This is a genomic window from Bradyrhizobium sp. SZCCHNR1017 (assembly GCF_032381375.1).
In the GTDB taxonomy this organism is placed as follows: domain Bacteria; phylum Pseudomonadota; class Alphaproteobacteria; order Rhizobiales; family Xanthobacteraceae; genus Bradyrhizobium.
Genome location: NZ_JAUHIR010000005.1, coordinates 77993 through 97592, shown reverse-complemented (window position 1 = coordinate 97592; position 19600 = coordinate 77993). Strand labels below are relative to the sequence as shown.

At 65.5% G+C, this 19600-nt stretch carries 19 protein-coding genes; 9 read left to right on the top strand and 10 right to left on the bottom strand.

What is annotated here, in order from left to right; translation table 11 throughout:
• Window positions 1-44: 44 nt before the first annotated feature.
• From aroC to fabI, 3 genes are all read right to left on the bottom strand, one after another.
• Entirely contained in the window at window positions 45-1130 is a 1086-nt protein-coding gene (aroC, locus tag QW863_RS14985) for a chorismate synthase (protein ID WP_315715534.1), read from the bottom strand.
• 115 nt (window positions 1131-1245) lie between these two features.
• Entirely contained in the window at window positions 1246-1845 is a 600-nt protein-coding gene (locus QW863_RS14980) for a histidine phosphatase family protein (protein ID WP_315715533.1), read from the bottom strand.
• A 26-nt stretch (window positions 1846-1871) separates the two neighbouring features.
• Window positions 1872-2705, bottom strand: coding sequence for an enoyl-ACP reductase FabI (gene fabI, locus QW863_RS14975; RefSeq protein ID WP_315715532.1), 834 nt, complete (start codon window positions 2703-2705; stop codon window positions 1872-1874).
• A gap of 206 nt (window positions 2706-2911) precedes the next feature.
• On the opposite strand from fabI, the gene QW863_RS14970 reads away from it, so the two are divergent.
• Window positions 2912-3400 carry a sigma-70 family RNA polymerase sigma factor gene (locus QW863_RS14970; protein ID WP_315715531.1) on the top strand — a complete coding sequence of 163 codons (489 nt, stop codon included), beginning with the start codon at window positions 2912-2914 and terminating at the stop codon, window positions 3398-3400.
• Between the two features lie 91 nt (window positions 3401-3491).
• On the top strand, window positions 3492-4265 hold the full coding sequence (locus tag QW863_RS14965) for an anti-sigma factor (protein WP_315715530.1): 774 nt from the start codon (window positions 3492-3494) through the stop codon (window positions 4263-4265).
• A gap of 369 nt (window positions 4266-4634) precedes the next feature.
• On the opposite strand, the gene QW863_RS14960 is transcribed toward QW863_RS14965, so the two are convergent.
• Together QW863_RS14960 and QW863_RS14955 are read right to left on the bottom strand one after the other, a co-directional pair.
• Window positions 4635-5597 (bottom strand): DnaJ C-terminal domain-containing protein, encoded by a 963-nt coding sequence (locus QW863_RS14960; protein WP_315715529.1) that lies wholly within the window; start codon window positions 5595-5597, stop codon window positions 4635-4637.
• A gap of 112 nt (window positions 5598-5709) precedes the next feature.
• Entirely contained in the window at window positions 5710-6114 is a 405-nt protein-coding gene (locus tag QW863_RS14955; protein ID WP_315715528.1) for an RT0821/Lpp0805 family surface protein, read from the bottom strand.
• A 125-nt stretch (window positions 6115-6239) separates the two neighbouring features.
• On the opposite strand from QW863_RS14955, the gene pdxH reads away from it, so the two are divergent.
• Both pdxH and QW863_RS14945 read left to right on the top strand, forming a co-directional pair.
• A complete protein-coding gene (pdxH, locus tag QW863_RS14950; RefSeq protein ID WP_315715527.1) occupies window positions 6240-6890 on the top strand; it encodes a pyridoxamine 5'-phosphate oxidase in 651 nt (216 codons plus the stop codon).
• A gap of 139 nt (window positions 6891-7029) precedes the next feature.
• Window positions 7030-7782, top strand: a complete 753-nt coding sequence (locus QW863_RS14945) for an SDR family oxidoreductase (protein WP_315715526.1) — start codon at window positions 7030-7032, stop codon at window positions 7780-7782.
• A 256-nt stretch (window positions 7783-8038) separates the two neighbouring features.
• Here QW863_RS14945 and QW863_RS14940 read toward each other — a convergent pair whose 3' ends face one another.
• Entirely contained in the window at window positions 8039-8242 is a 204-nt protein-coding gene (locus QW863_RS14940; RefSeq protein ID WP_409977932.1) for a hypothetical protein, read from the bottom strand.
• Between the two features lie 406 nt (window positions 8243-8648).
• Window positions 8649-9626 carry a magnesium transporter CorA family protein gene (locus QW863_RS14935; protein ID WP_315715525.1) on the bottom strand — a complete coding sequence of 326 codons (978 nt, stop codon included), beginning with the start codon at window positions 9624-9626 and terminating at the stop codon, window positions 8649-8651.
• Between the two features lie 343 nt (window positions 9627-9969).
• Here QW863_RS14935 and QW863_RS14930 point away from each other — a divergent pair, with 343 nt between their 5' ends.
• Window positions 9970-10650, top strand: a complete 681-nt coding sequence (locus QW863_RS14930) for a L,D-transpeptidase (protein ID WP_011925214.1) — start codon at window positions 9970-9972, stop codon at window positions 10648-10650.
• A 179-nt stretch (window positions 10651-10829) separates the two neighbouring features.
• Here QW863_RS14930 and QW863_RS14925 read toward each other — a convergent pair whose 3' ends face one another.
• Both QW863_RS14925 and QW863_RS14920 read right to left on the bottom strand, forming a co-directional pair.
• On the bottom strand, window positions 10830-11819 hold the full coding sequence (locus QW863_RS14925) for a DUF4424 family protein (protein ID WP_315715524.1): 990 nt from the start codon (window positions 11817-11819) through the stop codon (window positions 10830-10832).
• A gap of 117 nt (window positions 11820-11936) precedes the next feature.
• Complete coding sequence (locus QW863_RS14920) at window positions 11937-13034, bottom strand: extensin family protein (RefSeq protein ID WP_315715523.1); 1098 nt, start codon at window positions 13032-13034, stop codon at window positions 11937-11939.
• 120 nt (window positions 13035-13154) lie between these two features.
• Here QW863_RS14920 and QW863_RS14915 point away from each other — a divergent pair, with 120 nt between their 5' ends.
• The 4 genes from QW863_RS14915 to QW863_RS14900 all read left to right on the top strand — a co-directional run bounded on the left by QW863_RS14915 (window position 13155) and on the right by QW863_RS14900 (window position 18492).
• Window positions 13155-14783, top strand: coding sequence for a fatty-acid--CoA ligase (locus QW863_RS14915; RefSeq protein WP_315715522.1), 1629 nt, complete (start codon window positions 13155-13157; stop codon window positions 14781-14783).
• Between the two features lie 164 nt (window positions 14784-14947).
• On the top strand, window positions 14948-16153 hold the full coding sequence (locus tag QW863_RS14910; protein ID WP_315715521.1) for an ABC transporter substrate-binding protein: 1206 nt from the start codon (window positions 14948-14950) through the stop codon (window positions 16151-16153).
• 127 nt (window positions 16154-16280) lie between these two features.
• Window positions 16281-17498 (top strand): MFS transporter, encoded by a 1218-nt coding sequence (locus tag QW863_RS14905; RefSeq protein ID WP_315715520.1) that lies wholly within the window; start codon window positions 16281-16283, stop codon window positions 17496-17498.
• Window positions 17499-17631: 133 nt separating this feature from the next.
• Window positions 17632-18492, top strand: a complete 861-nt coding sequence (locus tag QW863_RS14900; protein ID WP_315715519.1) for a DUF1499 domain-containing protein — start codon at window positions 17632-17634, stop codon at window positions 18490-18492.
• Between the two features lie 80 nt (window positions 18493-18572).
• Here QW863_RS14900 and QW863_RS14895 read toward each other — a convergent pair whose 3' ends face one another.
• Window positions 18573-19490 carry an MBL fold metallo-hydrolase gene (locus QW863_RS14895; RefSeq protein WP_315715518.1) on the bottom strand — a complete coding sequence of 306 codons (918 nt, stop codon included), beginning with the start codon at window positions 19488-19490 and terminating at the stop codon, window positions 18573-18575.
• Window positions 19491-19600: the final 110 nt, after the last annotated feature.

The window sequence follows — 19600 nt, the reverse complement described above, 5'->3', positions numbered from 1 at the left end:
CGAGCAGCGTGGCAACAGCAAACAGCCGCGGCGGCAGCGTGCGGCTACCCCACCTGGCCGCGATGGCGCAGCAGATGATCGGCCAGCACACAGGCCATCATCGCCTCGCCGACGGGAACCGCGCGGATGCCGACGCAGGGGTCGTGACGGCCCTTGGTCAGGATCTCGGTCTCCTGGCCTGAGCGGTCGACGGTCTGGCGCGGGGTGAGGATCGACGAGGTCGGCTTGACCGCGAAGCGCAGCACGATCGGCTGTCCCGTGGCGATGCCGCCGAGAATGCCGCCGGCATTGTTGGAGAGGAAGCGCGTGCCGTCATTGGCCGAGCGCATCTCATCGGCATTCTCCTCGCCGGTCAGCTCGGCCGCACCAAAGCCGGCGCCGATCTCGACGCCCTTCACGGCGTTGATGCTCATCATCGCCGCGGCGAGATCGGCATCGAGCTTGCCGTAGAGCGGCGCGCCAAGTCCCGCCGGCACGCCCTCGGCGACGATCTCGAGCACGGCGCCGATCGACGAGCCGGACTTCCTGATGCCGTCGAGATAGTCCTCGAAGAACGCCGCCTTGTCCTTGTCGGGGCAGAAGAAGGGATTGCGCGCGACCTCGTCCCAGTCCCAGTTGCCGCGATCGATCTTGTGCGGACCCATCTGCACCAGCGCACCGCGCACCTTCACGTCGGGCAGGACCTTGCGCGCGATCGCGCCGGCGGCGACGCGCGTCGCGGTCTCGCGCGCCGAGGAACGACCGCCGCCGCGATAGTCGCGCAGGCCGTATTTGGCCTCGTAGGTGAAGTCGGCGTGACCGGGACGAAACTTGTCCTTGATCTCGGAATAGTCCTTGGAGCGCTGGTCGGTGTTCTCGATCAGGAGCGCGATCGGCGTGCCCGTGGTGACCTGCACGCCCGTGTCGGGATCAGCCATCACGCCTGACAGGATCTTCACCTGGTCCGGCTCCTGGCGCTGGGTGGTGAAGCGCGACTGGCCGGGACGGCGGCGGTCGAGATCACGCTGGATCTCGTCGGCGGCGAGCGGGATCCGCGGCGGACAGCCGTCGACCACGCAGCCGATGGCCACGCCATGGCTCTCGCCGAAGGTGGTGACGCGGAACATGTGGCCGAAGGTGTTGAAGGACATGAGCTGATCACCCAACCGGAAAAACCATCATTCCGGGATGGTCCGAAGGACCAGACCCGGACTCTCGAGATTCCGGGTTCGCCTCCGCGAGGCGCACCGGAACGACGGAGACAAACTAACTGTACTTCTCGAACCCGTTCTCACCGAACACATAGACCGCGCCCTGCTGGATCGGCAGGTCGACGGCGCCGTGCGGCGTCTCGAAGCCCAGCGCGACCATCAGCGCCCGCGCCGTGCCGCCATGGGCGACCGCCACGATATCGCCAGACAGCCCATCGTACCAGTCGCGCACGCGGCGCTCGACGTCGGCATAGGTCTCGCCGCCCTCGGGCGCCAGCGACCATTTGTCGGTCAGCCGCCTGGCATAGAAGGCGGGATCGGCCGCCTGCATTTCCGGCAGCGTCGCCCCTTCCCATTTGCCGTAGCCGATCTCGCGCAGCCGGGCATCGAGCGCATAGCCCTCGGCTGGCAGGCTCAGGGTCTCACGCACCAGCTCCATGGTCGCGCGGGCGCGGCTGAGGGGGCTGGCGACGTAAGGCAGGCGCGCCGCATCATGGCCGTTGCGCGCAGCGAGCTCGGCCAGGATGTTGCCGGCCTGCACCGCCTGCACCCGCCCGAGCGCGTTCAGCGGAATGTCCTGCGTGCCTTGCAGCCGGCCGAGCGCATTCCATTCCGTCTCGCCGTGGCGGATGTAGTAGATCGTGGGCCGTGGCATTGCGCGCTGACGTTATTCCTTGAACGCTATTCTTTGGCGCCGACGGAATTGCTGAGCGAGATGTCGGGCGCCTCGGGCCGCTTCATGCCGACGACATGATAGCCGGAATCGACGTGATGCACCTCGCCGGTGACGCCGCGCGACAGGTCGGACAAGAGATACAGCGCGCTGTCGCCGACCTCGTCGATGGTCACGGTCCGGCGCAGCGGCGCGTTGTATTCGTTCCACTTCAGGATGTAGCGGAAGTCGCCGATGCCCGAGGCGGCCAGCGTCTTGATAGGTCCTGCCGAGATCGCATTGACGCGGATGTTCTTCTCGCCGAGATCGGCGGCGAGATAGCGCACGCTGGCTTCCAGCGCGGCCTTGGCGACGCCCATCACGTTGTAGTGCGGCATCCACTTCTCGGCGCCGTAATAGGTCAAGGTGATGATCGAGCCGCCGTCGGTCATCAGCTTCTCGGCGCGCTGCGCGATCGCCGTCAGCGAGTAGCAGCTGATCAGCATGCTCTTGGAGAAATTGTCCTGCGTGGTTTCGATGTAGCGGCCGTCGAGCTGGTCCTTGTCGGAGAAGGCGATGGCGTGGACCACGAAATCGATCTGGCCCCACTTCTCCTTGAGCACGTCGAACACCGCGTCGATGGTCGTGGGATCGGTGACATCGCAATGGCCGAGCACGAGCCCGCCGAGCTCGGCCGCCAGCGGCTCGACCCGCTTCTTCAGCGCGTCGCCCTGGTAGGTCAACGCGATCTCCGCGCCGGCCGCGCGCGCGGCCTTGGCGATGCCCCAGGCGATCGAGCGGTTGTTGGCCACGCCAAGGACGACCCCGCGCTTGCCCTGCATCAAACCTGAAATCTGCGCCATGCGGCTTCCCATCGAACTGATTATTAAGGACTGGACGTACACCACCGGTCTGGCCCGGTACAGCCCCATTCCGCCCGCTCTGTGGCAAACTCCCCCGCAGGGCTTGCGGTCCGGAATACGCTGATCATCGCGGGGTTATGATCTTTGCAAGACGCCGGCTGCGGCCTGCGCCCTTGTCATCGCAGCGAACAGCCGCAGGGCATTCCATGAACGCGTTCCGCCAGAGCGTCGAGACCATGATTCCGGCACTGCGCCGTTATGCCCGGGCGCTGGCGCGTGACATGGACGCGGCCGACGAACTGGTCCAGGACACGCTGGTGCGGGCGCTGCGCTCGGAACGGCTGTTCCTGGGCGGCGACATCAGGAGCTGGCTGTACACGATCCTGACCAATCTGAACAAGAACCGCCGGCGCTCCTTGGCGCGGCGGCCGCACTTCATGCCGCTCCAGGACGACAATGCCGACGCCAGCGGCACCGAGGCCGAGGGCCGGGACATCGAGCGCGCGCTGGCGACCCTGGTGGAGGAGCAGCGCGCGGCGCTTCTCCTCGTCGTGCTCGAAGGCCTGAGCTACCGCGAGGTCGCCGACATCCAGGGTGTCCCAATCGGCACCGTGATGTCCCGCCTCGCCCGCGCCCGCGCCCATGTCCGTGCCGTGCTCGAGGGCGAGCGGCCGGCGCTGCGGAGGGTGAAATGACCACTGCACAAAAGCCGCCCTGCCATGTTCGGCTGCCCAAGCCTGCAGCGACCGCGCATCGCCGCAGCCGCCCGATTGCAACGAGATCCCGATGATGACCGAGCCGACCATTCCCGTCACCGAAGACGAGCTGCACGCCTATGTCGACAACGAGCTGCCGGCCGAGCGCCGCAGCGACGTCGAGCGCTGGCTGGCCGCGCATCCGGCGGACGCCGAGCGGGTGCAATCCTGGCGCAGCATGGCTGAGGCGCTCCATGCCCGCTACGATTCGATCGTCAACGAGCCGGTGCCGCCGCGGCTCGACCTCGACGGTCTGGAGCGCCGGCCGCGGCGCTGGGTCGTCGCGGCCATGGCGGCAAGCATGGCGGCCTTCGCGGTCGGCGGCGCGGTCGGCTGGGTCGCGCGTGGCGCCGCCTCCTCGCCGTCGCCGCTCCAGGCCCTTGCCGGCGAGGCGCTCGATGCGCACCGACTCTACGTCGTGGAGGTGCGCCATCCGGTCGAGGTTCCTGGCGACGAGAAGGCCCATCTGCAGCAATGGCTGACGCGACGCTGCGGTCGCACCGTGCAGGCGCCGGAGCTGGAAACCACCGGGCTGAAGCTCGTCGGCGGCCGGCTGCTGCCGGGGCCGACCGGCCCGGCGTCCTTCCTGATGTACGAGAGCACCTCCGGCGAGCGCTTTACGGTGTATGCGACCAAGGTCGGGATCGAGGCGGCCGAGATGCGCTATACGGCGCAGGGCAACACCGCTGCACTCTCGTGGGCGGAGCGCGGCGTCAGCTACGTCGTCAGCGGCAGCAGTGACCGGACGCGTCTCACCCAGGTCGCGCGCCTTGTTTATGACCAGACCGAACGGGCGGGCGGCTAGCGGCGGACCATTGCCCGATTTCGCGAGGTGCCGGCCTCGGCGCGATTACGGCCGTGATCAGAAGCGTTTGCAGGATGGCCGCGAACGCTGCCCGAGAGGATACTGATCCCCGCATGGCTCAGGCGGGAGACACGCCAGGGTCGGCGCCGCAATTCGGTCACCGGAAATCTGGAATCAGGTCACCGGCACGTCTCAATATAGCGCCAAATGTTCACGAAAAAATGAGGAGTGTTCGATCCGCCGATCGACACGGAAGCGGCCTCGATCGGGGTTTTGTACCGCGCTGGTCCCCCTTTCGAGGCCGCACTTTTTTCTCAGCTTTCCAGCTCGTCCTTCAGCCTTCAGCCGAGTGGTCCGCAACGCGCAACCTCAGGAGAGGTTGCTGCGCGGATTGTAGGGATGACGGTCGCGCCACTTGGTCATCAGGGCCTCGAGCTCGGCGTCGTTGCCGTCGGGCAGCACGATCCGGGTGGTGACGAACAGATCGCCGGCCGAGCCGTCGCTCTTGGGCAGGCCCTTACCCTTGAGCCGGAAGGTCCGGCCGCTGGAGGTGTTCTTCGGGATCGACAGCTCGACCGCGCTGCCGAGCGTCGGCGCCCTCACCTTGGCGCCCAGGACCGCCTCGTAAAGCGTGATCGGCAGATCGAGCCTGAGGTCGCTGCCCTCGACCTTGAAGAACGGATGCGGCGCGATCTGGATCGTGATCAGGAGATCACCCGGCCGGTGTCCGGGCGCGCTCTCGCCCTGCCCCTTCAGCCTAATCTGCTGGCCGGCGGTGACGCCGGCGGGGACCTTGACGTTGAGCTCCTTGCCCGACGGCAGCCGCACCCGCTTCTCGCCGCCCTTGACGGACTCCTCGAGCGAGACCGACATCGCAACCTTCAGATCGAGGTCGAGGCCGACACCGCCGGTATCGAACTCGAACGAGCCGCCGCCGCCGCGTGCACCGCGCGCGCCGGCGCCGCCGAACATGCTGTTCAGAATGTCCTCGAATCCGCCACCGCCGAAGCCGCCGCCCGGCCCGCCGCCGCTGCGGAAGGTATAGCTCTCGAAGCCGCCACCCGGCCCGCCGCGGCCGGCGCCGCCACCCGGAAAGCCCTGGAAGCGCGGCTTGCCGTCAGCGTCGATCTCCCCGCGATCGAACTGCTTGCGCTTCTCCTCGTCGCCCAGGATCTCGTTGGCCGAATTGATCTCGGCAAACCGCGCCGATGCCTTCGGGTCATCCTTGTTGCTGTCGGGATGATGCTTCTTGGCGAGCTTGCGATAGGCGCTCTTGATGGCCGCAGCGCTGGCGCTTCGCGGCACCCCCAAGACCTCATAGGGGTCGCGCATCCGTCACGTCTCCTTACAGAAAGTCAGATACTAACCTATGGGCTCCCCGCCCGCTTCGCATTTCATCTGGGGAGTCCGTTGTATTTTTGCAACGGGTTCCAGACGACCCCCGCTAGCTTTGCTGCCAGGGTTTGAGCGTCTGGATGTCCCAGCGCCCACGCTCGATACGGCACGCCGAGCCCTGCAGCCAGCGTTCCGTCTTGCCGTTGACGTAGCTCGCCAGGAAATCGCGGCACGTGCGGCCGTTGTCGGCCGTGTAGGACTTGGCGATCGGCGTCACCGAGCCGCGGGCGCCGGTCTGGGGATTCTGCCACGGCTGGCTGGAATCCTTGCTCCCCTTGGTCAGCACGTCCGACGCGGCGTTGCGGGCAAAAGCGAGATCGGCTTCGGTCGGCTCGCGCTCGGGCGGCGAGCTGACCGCGCCGGTGATCTCCGCATCGTCCATCTTGGCAAAGGCCGTTTCAGGGCGCGACAGGCTGCAGCCGCCGCCGGACAGGCCGATTAGAATGAGTGTCAAAGCCGTGCCGGCATGACCGATCGCGGATAGGCCAAGCCGGACCGATGCCCTATATAGGGCCGGACCAGAATGGACTTGCACGCGCCTGCCCGCGGGTGAACGCAAAACTCGGACTCCCCATACACATGACCGACCCCACGAGCATCAAACACCAGACAACCTTAACATCCGGTACATCGGCCGATTTTACCCAGGCCGGCGAGCCGTTTGCGCTGTTTGCGGCGTGGTTTGCCGAAGCCGGCAAGAGCGAGCCCAACGATCCGAATGCGATGGCGCTGGCAACGGTCGACGACAGCGGGCTGCCTGACGTGCGCATGGTGCTGATGAAGGGCTATGACGAGGACGGCTTCGTCTTCTACAGCCACAAGGCCAGCCAGAAGGGCCGCGAGCTCGCCGCCAATCCGAAGGCCGCGCTGCTGTTTCACTGGAAATCGCTGCGCCGCCAGGTCCGCATCCGCGGCCTCGTGGCGCCGGTGACCGACGAAGAGGCCGACGCCTATTTCGCGACCCGGCCGAAGCAGGCGCAGCTCGGCGCCTGGGCCAGCAAGCAGTCGCAGCCGTTGGAGAGCCGCTTCGCGTTCGAGCAGGCGATCGCCAAGGTCGCCGCGCAATACATCATCGGCGAGGTGCCGCGCCCGCCAGGATGGAGCGGCTGGCGCATCACTCCCGTCAGCATGGAGTTCTGGCACGACCGGCCATTCCGCCTGCACGACCGCATCGAATTCCGGCGCGAGGCTTCGGGCCGGCCGTGGACCAAGGTGCGGATGTATCCGTAGAGGATCGCCGCGCGGGCTTGCGCCCGGCCTCCAGGCGTCCGATACGCCAACGAATCGCCATCGCGCGCGTGAATCAGGCGCCGAACGCACAACCATTGTGGTAAGTTGATCCCGTCCGGGATCGTGAAAGACGCAGTTCATGCCGACCTCTTCCAATCAGCCACGGCGCACGATGCTGCTGACCGGTGCCAGCCGCGGCATCGGTCATGCCACCGTGATCCGCTTCTCATCAGCCGGCTGGCGCGTCCTCACCTGCTCGCGGCACCCCTTTCCCGAAGAATGCCCGTGGGGCGCCGGCCCCGAGGACCACGTCCAGGTCGACCTGTCCGATCCCCAGGACACCGTGCGCGCGATCGCCGAGATCAAACAGCGGATCGACGGCGGCGAGCTGCACGCGCTGGTCAACAACGCCGCGATCTCGCCGAAGGGCGCGGGCGGTGCCCGGCTCGGCACCGTCGACACCGACCTCGACACCTGGAATCACGTCTTCCGCGTCAACTTCTTCGCGCCGATCATGATGGCGCGCGGCCTGATCAAGGAGCTGAAGGCGGCCAAGGGCTCCGTCGTCAACGTCACTTCGATCGCCGGCTCACGCGTGCATCCCTTCGCCGGCGCGGCCTACGCGACCTCCAAGGCGGCGCTGGCCGCCCTGACCCGCGAGATGGCGTCGGATTTCGGCCGGGTCGGCGTCCGCGTCAACTCGATCGCGCCGGGCGAGATCGACACCTCGATCCTGTCGCCGGGCACCGAGAAGATCGTGCAGGAGCAGATCCCGATGCAGCGCCTCGGCACGCCCGACGAGGTCGCCAAGATCATCTACGTGCTGTGCTCGGAGACCAGCTCCTACGTGAACGGCGCCGAGATCCACATCAACGGCGGCCAGCACGTCTGAGCCATTCGGCGCAGAGACGGTTGCCCGTGTTCGATTTGGTTCATGGCGGCTTGCCACGTTCGGCAAGTTCCCGATGACCGCGCGAAGGCGTGATTAACGCCATCTCCGAAGATCGATACGGACCTACCGACCACCACAAACAAGACAGCGCTCCCGGAGGGAACGCTGTTCATGGGATGGGATCGGCGTACTGAATTTCCAGTCGCTGGCTGCGCGGGCGGCATTGCCTGAATACCGTCCGGTCGAGAACGGTCGTTCAGCCTTCGCACACCAAACCGCGCAGAATCTGCGCGGCGCGCCAGCGCAGGCGGTCGGACTCGACGTTGAGGGCGCTGGAGCAATCATCGTCGCGCTCGTCCTCCTCGAGATCGGCGCCGCAGTAGCGGCAGGTGCGCGGCGACAGCGCATGGGCCACGACGATTTCGGCGCGGCTGCGCTGATAGCTGGCAAGATCGATCACGTTGTTCGATGCCATTATGCGTTTCTCAACCATTGCCGCCGCCTCTTGGATAAGGCGCGATGAACGCGCCCTCGAGCTCTGCCTTGCATGCCACGCGCCGAGGCGCTCGTTGTTTGTCATGCTGGTGCAGATTTATCGCAGAGAAGTTTCGATCAAACGTTCAGCGTTCCCATCAAATTTTACCTGAGGAATTGGGGCGGCTTTGCAGCGGCATTGCAGCCGGCCTAACAAGTATTTCCCATTATGTGTTGCATCTCACCGCTTGTGTCACCTGAGGTGCATAGCGACGGACTCTGTCCCGCTGCTAACAACGGGGCGCGAATGAGGCATCACTTGGAATGACGGCACAATGCCGCAGGCCTCGCCCAGATCTGTCGACAGAGCCTGGATTTTCAGGCCCGCGGCACTACAGCCACTTCTTCAATTTGAAGATGTAGTACGGCACGATCGCGCAGATCAGCATCAGCACCAGCGCCATCGGATAGCCGTGCACCCATTCGAGCTCCGGCATCATCTTGAAGTTCATGCCGTAGATCGATGCGATCAAGGTCGGCGGCATCAGCACCACCGCCATCACCGAGAACAGCTTGATGATGTTGTTCTGCTCGAGGTTGACGACACCGAGCATCGCATCCAGCACGAAGGTGATCTTGCCCGCGAGATAGGACGCGTGGTCGGTCAGCGAGGCGACGTCGCGCTGCATGGTCTTGAGCTGCTCGCGCATATCCTTCGACCACTTCACGCCTTCGACGACCGCAGAGAGAAACGTGACGAGACGACCGATCGACACCAGGCTCTCACGCACCTTCGAGGTCAGGTCGCCCTTGCGCCCGATCGCGATCAGGATCTGCGAATACTGCTTGGCGTGCCCGTGACGCTCATTGTTCGGCTCGAAGATCTCGTGGCTGACCTGGTCGATATCGGCCCCGACCTTCTCGAGAATGTCGGCGCAGCGGTCGATTACCGCATCGAGCAACTCCATCAGCACCATCTCGCCGGTGATCCCGGGCGCACAGTTGCGAGCGAGCTTTGCCTCCACCACGGCGAACGGTCGCGGCTGGTCGTAGCGGACCGTCACCAGACGGTGGCCCGCCAGGATGAAGGTGACGGCGGTGGTCCTGGGCATATCGGAGTCCGAGTGGCACATCAGCGTAGCCGTCATGTAGCGGGCGCCGTTCTCGATATAGAGGCGGCTGGAGATCTCGATCTCCTGCATGTCCTCGCGCGTCGGCACCGCAATCCCGGCCAGCTTTTCGACGGCCCGATCCTCGGCACTGCTCGGGTTCACCAGGTCGACCCAGACCGCATTGTCCGGCAGAGCCGCGGGATCGGTGATCGCCATCTTCTTCAGCGCGGTTTCGGACGGGACGAACACCGAGAACATGGACAAACTCCGAATCGCGAAACCTGAATTTCGGGGACTTAGCGGTGGGATGCTGCCGCCTTGTGACGCAGCTTGCGAGTCCGGTCCATCGGCTTTTCGCGCCAATGCTCCGCGGCCTCTCGCGCGGCGCCGAGGGGGAGCTGACCGTGCCATTCGAAGCACAGCTGTGGACGACTGCCCGCAACTTTGCGGCAAAAAAGCAACAATCGCGGCGCTGCAGCGTGACCTGTGCGTGTATCGGCTGGAATTGAGAACGATTTTGACGATAATGGGACATGTGGAATCGCGCTGCAGTGGCGCGGCCGTGTCATTGCAACGTCAGCTGTCGATTGGAATTGGTGACATGTCGCTGAAGGTGAAACTCGGACTCCTGGCCGCCGGCCTGATGCTGTCGGGCTGCATGCAGGCCACGACGTACGAGGCGACCAACACCCAGGCCTTCAAGCCGAAGGACAAGGAACTTCTCGCGAAGATCCGCTACACCAACACGCCGGTGGCCGAGCCCTATCGGCGCGCGATCGTCGACTATCACCGCAAGGAAGCTCCTGGCTCGATCGTCGTCGATTCCGACAGCCACTACCTCTATTACGTGCTGGATGGCGGCAAGGCGATCCGCTACGGCATCACCGTCGGCGAAGAGGCCATGGCTTGGTCGGGCATCGCCAAGGTCGGCGCCATGACCGAGTGGCCGGCTTGGCATCCGACCAAGGGCGAGATCGAGCGGCTGGGCGTTCCGACCTTCGTCGCCCCGGGCCCCGACAATCCGATGGGCTCGCGCGCGATGTACCTCTATGCCAACGGCAAGGACACGCTGTTCCGCATCCACGGCACCAACCAGCCGGAATATATCGGCGCCTCGATCTCCTCGGGCTGCATCCGCCTGACGAACGAGGACGCGATCGACCTCTATAACCGGGTGAAGGTCGGCACCATCGTCGTGGTACTCGATCCGAAGAAGGGTGATTCGCCCTACAAGCCGCAGATGGCGCTGCAGGGCGGCGGCACCTACGCTGCGATGCAGTGAGCCTCGGCTGAAGCCGGCACGATATCAAAAAGCCGAGAAACGCGTTTAGCATCTTTTCGAGAGCGTCGGGCAACCGGCGCTCTTTTGTTTTGGGCTGATGCTGCCTCGGACACTGGCATGAGCGAGATCATCTTCGCGCGGCACCTGCCCGACTCCGGCGTGTCCGCAGGCTCGTGCCTTTACTTGGTCCTGGCGTCGGTTCCATCGGCCTTGCCGAGAAACCGGCTGGACACGAACAGAATGTCGAGATCGCTGGTCGGGGTGTAGTCGATTGCGACGCCGCTGAAGCCGTAAGGGACCCGCTGCAGCGTCAGTCCCTGAACCGGGCAGGTCGAGACCAAGTCCGCTCCGCCCTTATCGATCTGCAGTTCGAAACGGCCAATTGGGCCATGCCAATTGGCGCCGGTTTTCAGCACATATTGGACATTGTCATACAGAATGTCAGAGCCGCCTGAGCCATTCTTGTTAGCCGCGCTTTCTCGATCGAGCAGGCGCTGCTCGGCAGCAACAAAGCCGCGATCGAAGCACCAGGGCCCACCGAGTTCGCTCGAAGTTTTGACTCGAGACACCCGGGAATCGGTCGGCGTGTACCATGAGCCATAGACAGGCCGATAGCGGTGCCTGATCGTGATCTGCTTGCCGGCCGGGAATGTCTGCTGCCAGTGAAAGCTGACACGCGTTTTCCAGATCGGAAGAATATCCTTGTCTTCGAACTCGGCCAGATGCTGGCTCCGCAATGCAGCCCCGTGGCGGACCTCGTCGAGGCTCGGATTGACCGGATCGACGCCTAGACGCCTGAGCTCCGCAGTGACATCGCGGCCGCGGTCATCAAAGGCTCTCACATCCACATCCGGCGCGATCTCCCGCCCATCACTCCAGACCTCGAAACCGACGAAATTGGCCTTGCCTTCGAAGGCGAGATTTACGGGATGCACGTTCAAGGTCTGCTGGTCGAGGTCCGGCAGTGGAAAGGCGACCAGGGTGGTAACGTCGTCTGACTCTGTGTTCTGAAACACGTAGGTGACCTCGACCAGCCGGGGCGCAATGCGCAGCACCTCCGACACCATCCGCACTTGCTGATTCTTGACCAGGGTCAGCCCGCCCGCTGCCATTGCCGCGGAGGAATCGTTGGCCCTTAGCGGACAGGTCCCGATGAGCAGCAGGACCACGCCTCCGAGGAACCGACAGCCAGACTTCCTTTGACAAGACAACTTCATCACGTCGGCGCCCCCCTCTACTTTGATACCAAAGCGCCTAGCTGGTCATTGCGATCGGCGCAACGCCACTCATGACTTGTTCTTGTGCTTCCTCTTGCCACCACTCTTGGCTGGCACAGGTTGAGCCGCGGGCGGAGACGCTGCCGGCTCCGTCTCTTCAGCTTCCGCTGCAGCGCCGTCATCAGCAGCTGACTCGGACGGGGCAGCCGCCTTCTCCGCACTGACACCGGGTGTGGCAGCCGGCCCCGCTTTGGCCGCGGCCTTGCCGCCCTTGACGTCCCCGTCCTCAGCCGCCTCGCGCGGCGGCGCATCGTCGGGACGCATCGCCGGCATCAGGGGCGCGACCTTCGGCAGCGGATCCAACACGTCCCATTGGCAGATCCGGTAATTGTTCCGCCGCTCCATCAGGTCGAGATGGATGTGATCCTCGTGGTACCAGTCGGAGTCGGGGCCGAGCACCGTGGAGAAATGGGTGCACACCGCGTGCAGCACCGCCTCGCGCAAATCGCGCGGCTGGGTGCGGTCGGTGAGATCGACCAGGCGGCCGTCGGCCAGCCTGAAGCCGTGGACGTCCAGCGCATTGGCACGGCCGTGCTCCGATAACTGCGCGCCGCTGACATTGTTGCGGCCGCGACACTGATATGAATCGAAATTGTCGAGCGCGGTGACCGCGCTGCCGAGCCGCTCGGCCAGCGGCGCCACGTCGTTGCGCACCCAGTTGACGACCGCGGTCGCCATCGGACAACGCATGGTCGCCGCGGGCGTCAGCGCCACCCTGCGCTTGTCAGGCAGCACCACCGCCTCCAGCCGCACCAGGTCCTCGCCGCCGCAGCCGCCAGGCCCCTTGATCGGCGGAATCGATGGCGCGATCGCGACCTCTTCGGTCAGGGCCAGCCGGCAGGCCGAAGGCGGCGGCGGGGCTTGGGCATCCGCCTTCGGACCGCCGCTGGCCGCGTCGCGCGGAGCGGCATCCTCACCCTTGGCCGCCTGCCGCGCCGGCGCGTCGGCTGGCCGCGGCTGCGGAAGCGGCACCTTGGCAACGTCGTCGGCCGGCTTCGCTGCGGGCTCAGAGGCCGCGGGCGGGCTGCGGTGCGCCGATTTCGCGGCCGCCGCCGGCACCGCCATGAGCCAGCTCAATGCGATCGCCACGGCCACAGCGCTAACCATCACGCCCGGCGCGACGTCGTGGCCATCACAAGCCCATTTGCGTCGGGTGCGGCGCGCGCTAAAATTGACCAAAGAGACCAAAAGACCCTCGCTGCAAGCGAATACCGGAGGAACGACCTGATGCTTGGTTTGATGCAAGACTGGCCCCTGCTTTGTCACCGGATCATCGAGCATGCGGCGACAATCCACGGCTCCCAGGAGGTCGTGACCCGCTCGGTCGAAGGCCCCATCGTTCGCACCACCTATCGGCAAATCCACGACCGCGCTCTCAAGGTCTCGCAGAAGCTGACGCGCGACGGCATCAAGCTGGGCGACCGCGTCGCCACCATCGCCTGGAATACCGGCCGTCATCTCGAGGTCTGGTACGGCATCATGGGAATCGGCGCGATCTGTCACACGGTCAATCCGCGCCTGTTTCCCGAGCAGATCGGCTGGATCATCAACCATGCCCAGGACCGCATCGTCATCACCGATCTGACGTTCGTGCCGATCCTCGAGAAGCTCGCCGACAAGCTGCCGAGCGTCGAGCGCTACATCGTGCTGACCGACGCCGCGCACATGCCGCAGACGACGCTCAAGAATGCCGTCGCCTACGAATCGTGGATCGGCGAGGCCGACGGCGATTTCGCCTGGGGGACCTTCGACGAGAACACCGCAGCCGCGATGTGCTACACGTCCGGGACCACCGGTGATCCGAAAGGTGTGTTGTATTCGCATCGGTCCAACGTGCTGCATGCGTTGATGGCCAATAGCCGGGATTCACTCGGTACGTCCGCAGCAGACACAATGCTTCCGGTGGTTCCGCTGTTCCATGCCAACAGCTGGGGCATTGCCTTCTCCGCTCCCTCGATGGGCACCAAGCTGGTGATGCCCGGCCCCAAGCTCGACGGCGCGTCCGTCTACGAGCTGCTCGACACCGAGAAGGTGACCTACACCGCCGGCGTGCCGACGGTGTGGCTGATGCTGCTGCAGCACATGCAGGCGCATAACCTCAAACTGCCGCATCTGAAGATGGTCGTGTGCGGCGGCTCGGCGATGCCGCGCTCGATGATCCAGGCCTTCCTCGACATGGGCATCGGCGTGCGCCATGCCTGGGGCATGACCGAGATGAGCCCGATCGGCACGCTCGCCACCCTGAAGCCGCCGTTCCTCGCCGCCGACGGCGACGCCAAGCTCGATGTGCTGCAGACCCAGGGCTTCCCGCCGTTCGGGGTCGAGATGAAGATCACCGACGATGCCGGCACCGAGTTGCCGTGGGACGGCAAGACCTTCGGCCGGCTCAAGGTGTCCGGTCCCGCGGTGTCGAAGGCCTACTACAAGGTCGACAGCAACATCCTCGACGATGAAGGCTTCTTCGACACCGGCGACGTCGCCACCGTCGATGAACATGGCTACATGCGCATCACCGACCGCTCCAAGGACGTCATCAAGTCCGGCGGCGAATGGATCTCCTCGATCGACCTCGAGAATCTCGCCGTCGGCCATCCCGCCGTCGCCGAGGCTGCCGTCATCGGCGTCTATCATCCGAAATGGGACGAGCGCCCGCTGCTGATCGTGCAGTTGAAGCCCGGCCAGACCGCGACGCGCGAGGACATCCTGAAATACATGGAAGGCAAGATCGCCAAATGGTGGATGCCCGATGACGTCGCCTTCGTCGACGGCATCCCGCACACGGCAACGGGCAAGATCCTGAAGACTGCGCTGCGCGACCAGTTCAAGAGCTATCGCTTCCCCAACGCCGCTGCCTAGCAACCACTCCCGCTCCGCGCGAGACTCACGGCCCCTGCGCCCCGCGGGGGCCGTTTGCGTTCCGCGCAAAAAGTTCCATCGCCCTCGCCTCGACCAAAGGCGAATAGGAAGCCCATGGGAGCGTTCCTAAGGTCCGGCACCATAAAAAACGAGGGAACGCCACCATGCTAAGATCAACCCGCCTGCTGCCCTGGCTGCTGGGAGCATCACTGGCCGCCACGGCCGCTCACGCCGCTGGCAACAAGGTCGTGATCGGCGACATCGACGACATGTCCGGGCTCTATGCCGACGTGATCGGGCCGGGCGGGGTCGAGGCTGCAAAGATGGCGATCGAGGATTTCGGCGGCAGCGTGCTCGGCAACAAGATCGAGTTCATGGAGAGCGATCATCAGAACAAGCCGGACGTCGGCGCCCAGAAGTTGCGCGAGTGGGCCGATCGCGACGGGGTCACCATGATCCTCGGCGGCTCCAACACGGGGGTCAGCCTCGCGATGGCCAACGCCGCCAAGGAGAAGAAAATACCGTTCATCGCGATCGGTGCCGCCGGCGCCTCGCTGACCGGCAAGGACTGCACGCCCTACACCGTCCACTACGCCTACGATACGACCTCGCTCGCCAACGGCACCGCCAAGACCATGGTCAGCCAGGGCGGCAAGAGCTGGTTCTTCCTGACCGCCGACTACGCCTTCGGCACCCAGTTGCAGGAAGCCGCGTCCAAGGTGGTCGAGGCCAATGGCGGCAAGGTGGTCGGAGCGGTCCGCGTGCCGCTCTCCACGTCGGACTTCTCCAGCTATCTGCTGCAGGCGCAGGGCTCGGGCGCGCAGGTTCTGGGCCTCGCCAATGCCGGCAACGACTTCACGAACTCGATCAAGGCCGCGGATGAATTCGGCATCGCCAAGACGATGAAGCCGGCGGCGCTGCTCGCCTTCATCAGCGACATCCACAGTCTCGGCCTGAAGACCGCGCAGGGTCTCTATCTCACCACCGGCTGGTATTGGGACCTCAACGACAAGACCCGCGCCTTCGCGAAGCGCTACTACGAAAAGACCAAGCGCGAGCCGACCATGAACCAGGCCGCCTACTACTCGGCGACGATCACCTATCTCAATGCCGTGAAGGCGGCCGGCACCACCGAGTCCGACAAGGTCATGGACCAGCTGCGCAATATGAAGATCGACGACATGTTCACGTCGAACGGCAAGATCCGCGCCGACGGCCTGATGGAGCATGAGATGTACATCATGCAGGTCAAGAAGCCGGAGGAGTCGAAGTACCCCTGGGACTACTACAAGCTGATCCAGACGATGTCCGGCGAGGAGGCGTTCGGCAAGCTTTCGGAGTCCGCCTGCCCGCTGGTGCATTCGCACTGAGCATCCGGCGCAAGCCTGACCAAGGCAGCCACGGCCCCTCCCCTTCGGCGGGGCCGTGGCGTTGCGTGCCGCCGTGGCGTTGACGTGGCGCAAGGCGGGCATGCCGGGCCGCATCTAGAAGGTGGGCATGAGTTCAAGAGCGCGCCTCCCAGCGTCCACGACATGGCGCGACATACCGTCGACGGTGCTGACGCTCGGGCTGGTATCGCTCCTGATGGATATCTCCTCGGAGCTGATCCATGCGCTGCTGCCGGTCTTCCTCGCGACCGTGGTCGGCGCCTCCACGGTGACCATCGGCCTGATCGAAGGCGTGTCCGAGGCGACCGCCGCAATCACCAAGGTGTTCTCCGGCGCACTGTCCGACCGCATTGGCAAGCGCAAGCTGCTGGTCGCAATCGGCTATGGGCTGGCGGCATTGACCAAGCCGGTGTTTCCGCTCGCCAGCACATCATGGCAGATCCTCGCGGCGCGCTTCGTCGACCGCATCGGCAAGGGCATCCGCGAGGCGCCGCGCGACGCGCTGATCGCCGACGTCACGCCGGAAGGCATCCGCGGCGCGAGCTACGGCCTGCGCCAGGCGCTCGACACGATCGGAGCCTTTGCCGGTCCCCTCCTCGCCGTGGCGCTGATGGCGCTCTACGCCGACGACTTCCGGGCGGTGTTCTGGTGGTCGGCGCTGCCGGCCACGCTTGCCGTGCTGCTGATCCTGTTCGGCCTGCGCGAGCCGGCGCAGACCGCGCCTGCGGCGCGCCGAGACTGGCCGGTCCATGCGCGCGAGCTGCGCCAGCTGCCATCGGCCTATTGGATCGTGGTCGCCACCGGCGCGGTGTTCGCCTTGGCCCGCTTCAGCGAGGCGTTCCTGGTGCTGAAGGCGCAGGCCGACGGCCTCGCTCTCGCCCTGATCCCGTTGGTCTACGTGCTGATGAACCTGATCTATGCCGGCGTCGCCATGCCCGCCGGCATCCTCTCCGACCGCATCGGCCGCAACAACGTGCTGACCTGCGGCCTCGTGGTGCTGACAGCCGCCGACCTGACGCTGGCCTTCGTGCCCGGCCTGATCGGCACCGCGATCGGCGTCGCGCTGTGGGGCCTCTACCTCGGGCTGTCGCAGGGGCTGCTGTCGGCAATGGTCGCCGATACCGCCCCGCCGGATCTGCGCGGCACCGCGTTCGGCCTGTTCAACCTTGTGACCGGCGCTGCGCTGCTGGTCGCGAGCCTGCTGGCGGGATCGCTGTGGCACGCCTATGGGTCGCAGGCGACGTTCACGACCGGCGCAGCCTTCTCAATCGCAACCGTTCTGTTGATGCTGACGGCGTTGCGCAGCCGCACAGACCGAGCCGCCTGACGCGGTCTCCGCATCAACCGCCCTCTCCGGGCCAAACGCCTCTTGAATTTGCGCGATCCGCGTGGTCTCACACGGGGTGATCCGGCCGCCCGGCAACGCAGGCAGCGGCCCAACCCCGGCAGTTCCTGACACGATGGCACGCAGGTTTCACGCCCCCTATCTGTCGGAGCCGATCTCCAGCCTCGCGACCTGGACCCGCAATCTGGCGGTGTTCTCGGTCGTCGCCGTGCTGGTCTCGATCCTGATCCTGCGCTTCGATTTTCTGGAGATGAAGCCGGCGCTGGCGACGTTCTTCGGCGCGCTGGGGCTCGCCGTGCTGTCGATCCTGCTCGGGCTTGCCGCCTTCGTCGCGATCTGGCGCAACGGCAGCCGCGGCATGAGCCGGATCCTGCTCGCCTTCATGATCGATGCCGTGGTGCTGGCCTATCCGGCCTACCTCGCGCTCCAGTACCGCAAGCTGCCGAAGATCTATGACATCACCACCGACCCGATCGATCCGCCGCGCTTCGAGGCTTTGGCGCCGCTCCGCAACGGCGACGGCACCAACACGGCCGTCTATGCCGGGCTGTATTCAGCCGAGCAGCAGCAGAAATTCTATCCGGACATCGAGCCGGTGCAGATCGAACTGCCGCCCGATCGCGCCTACGCGATCGCCCTGAAGCTGGTCAACCGGCGCAAATGGTTCGTGGTCGACGAACGCGCGCCGCAGCCGCCGCGCCGCGTCGGCCGCATCGAGGCGGTCGCGCGCACGCCGATCATGGGCTTCCGCGAGGACATCTCGATCCGCATCCAGCCCGACGGCGAGGATTCCCGCGTCGACGTCCGCTCCGCCTCGCGCTATTTCGAGTCGGATATCGGCAGCAATGCCGCGCGCGTGACCAAGCTGATCGAGGACCTGTCCAACGCCGGCGAGGCCGAGGCGCAGAAGCCGGTGAAGAAGGTCACGCCGCCGCCGGTGGCGGCGAAGGGCAATGCGAAGACGGTGAAGAAGTGAGCGGGGCGAATGGCGAATAGGGAGTAGCGAATAGGGAACGAAGTCTTCCCGGCTCGCACTCTTCCCCTACTCGCTATTCGCTACACCAGCCGATACGTCCCGCCGATCACCGGATCACCTTCCGTCGCGACCACGCCGCGGGCGACGAGGTCTTCCAGATGGGCCAGCACGGAATAGCCGGCCGCGGTGGTGAGCCGTGGATCGATGCCGATATAGATCGCGCGCACCATGGTCGGGATGTCGGCCTCGCCCTTGGCGAGGCGATGCAGGATCGAGGCCTCGCGGGCCTGGCGGTGGCGCATCAGGAAGCGCGTGTAGCGCGGTCCCTCCGGAATTTCCGGACCGTGGCCTGAGAAATACAGCTCCTCGGGTCGCGCGGCGAGCCGCTCCAGCGAAGCCATGTAGTCGACCATCGAACCGTCGGGCGGCGCCACGATCGACGTCGCCCAGCCCATGACGTGATCGCCGACGAAGGTGGTGCTGCGCTCGGTCCAGGCGAAGGCGAGATGGTTGGCCGTATGGCCCGGCGTCGCCACGGCCTCGACCCGCCAGCCCCGCCCTTCGATCACATCGCCGTCGACAACCGTGACGTCGGGTGCGAAATCGCGGTCGACGCCGGATTCCGGACTGTGCTTCTCACTCTCGTAGCGCGGCCGCGAGGCGCGATGCGGGCCCTCGGCATAGACGGTGGCGCCGGTCGCGGCCTTCAGCCGTCCGGTGTTCGGCGAGTGATCGCGATGCGTGTGCGTCACCAGGATGTGCGTGACGGTCTCGCCTCTGATGGCATCGAGCAGCGCCTGCGCATGGGCCTCGTTGTCCGGACCCGGATCGATGATCGCGACGTTGCCGGTCCCCACGATGTAGCTGACCGTGCCGGTGAAGGTGAACGGACTCGGATTGTTGCAGAGGACGCGGCGAATACCCGGGCGGACCTGCTCGACGACGCCCGCCCGAAGCGGGAAGTTGCGGTTGAACGGGACGTCGTCATTCTCGGCCATGGCGTGCCTTCCCTGTGCATGGGGCAGATCGCCTGCCTCACTCGCTGCCGTCATCCCCCGCGAAAGCGGGGGATCCAGTACTCCGAGACGGCGATGAGCCTCGATGGGCC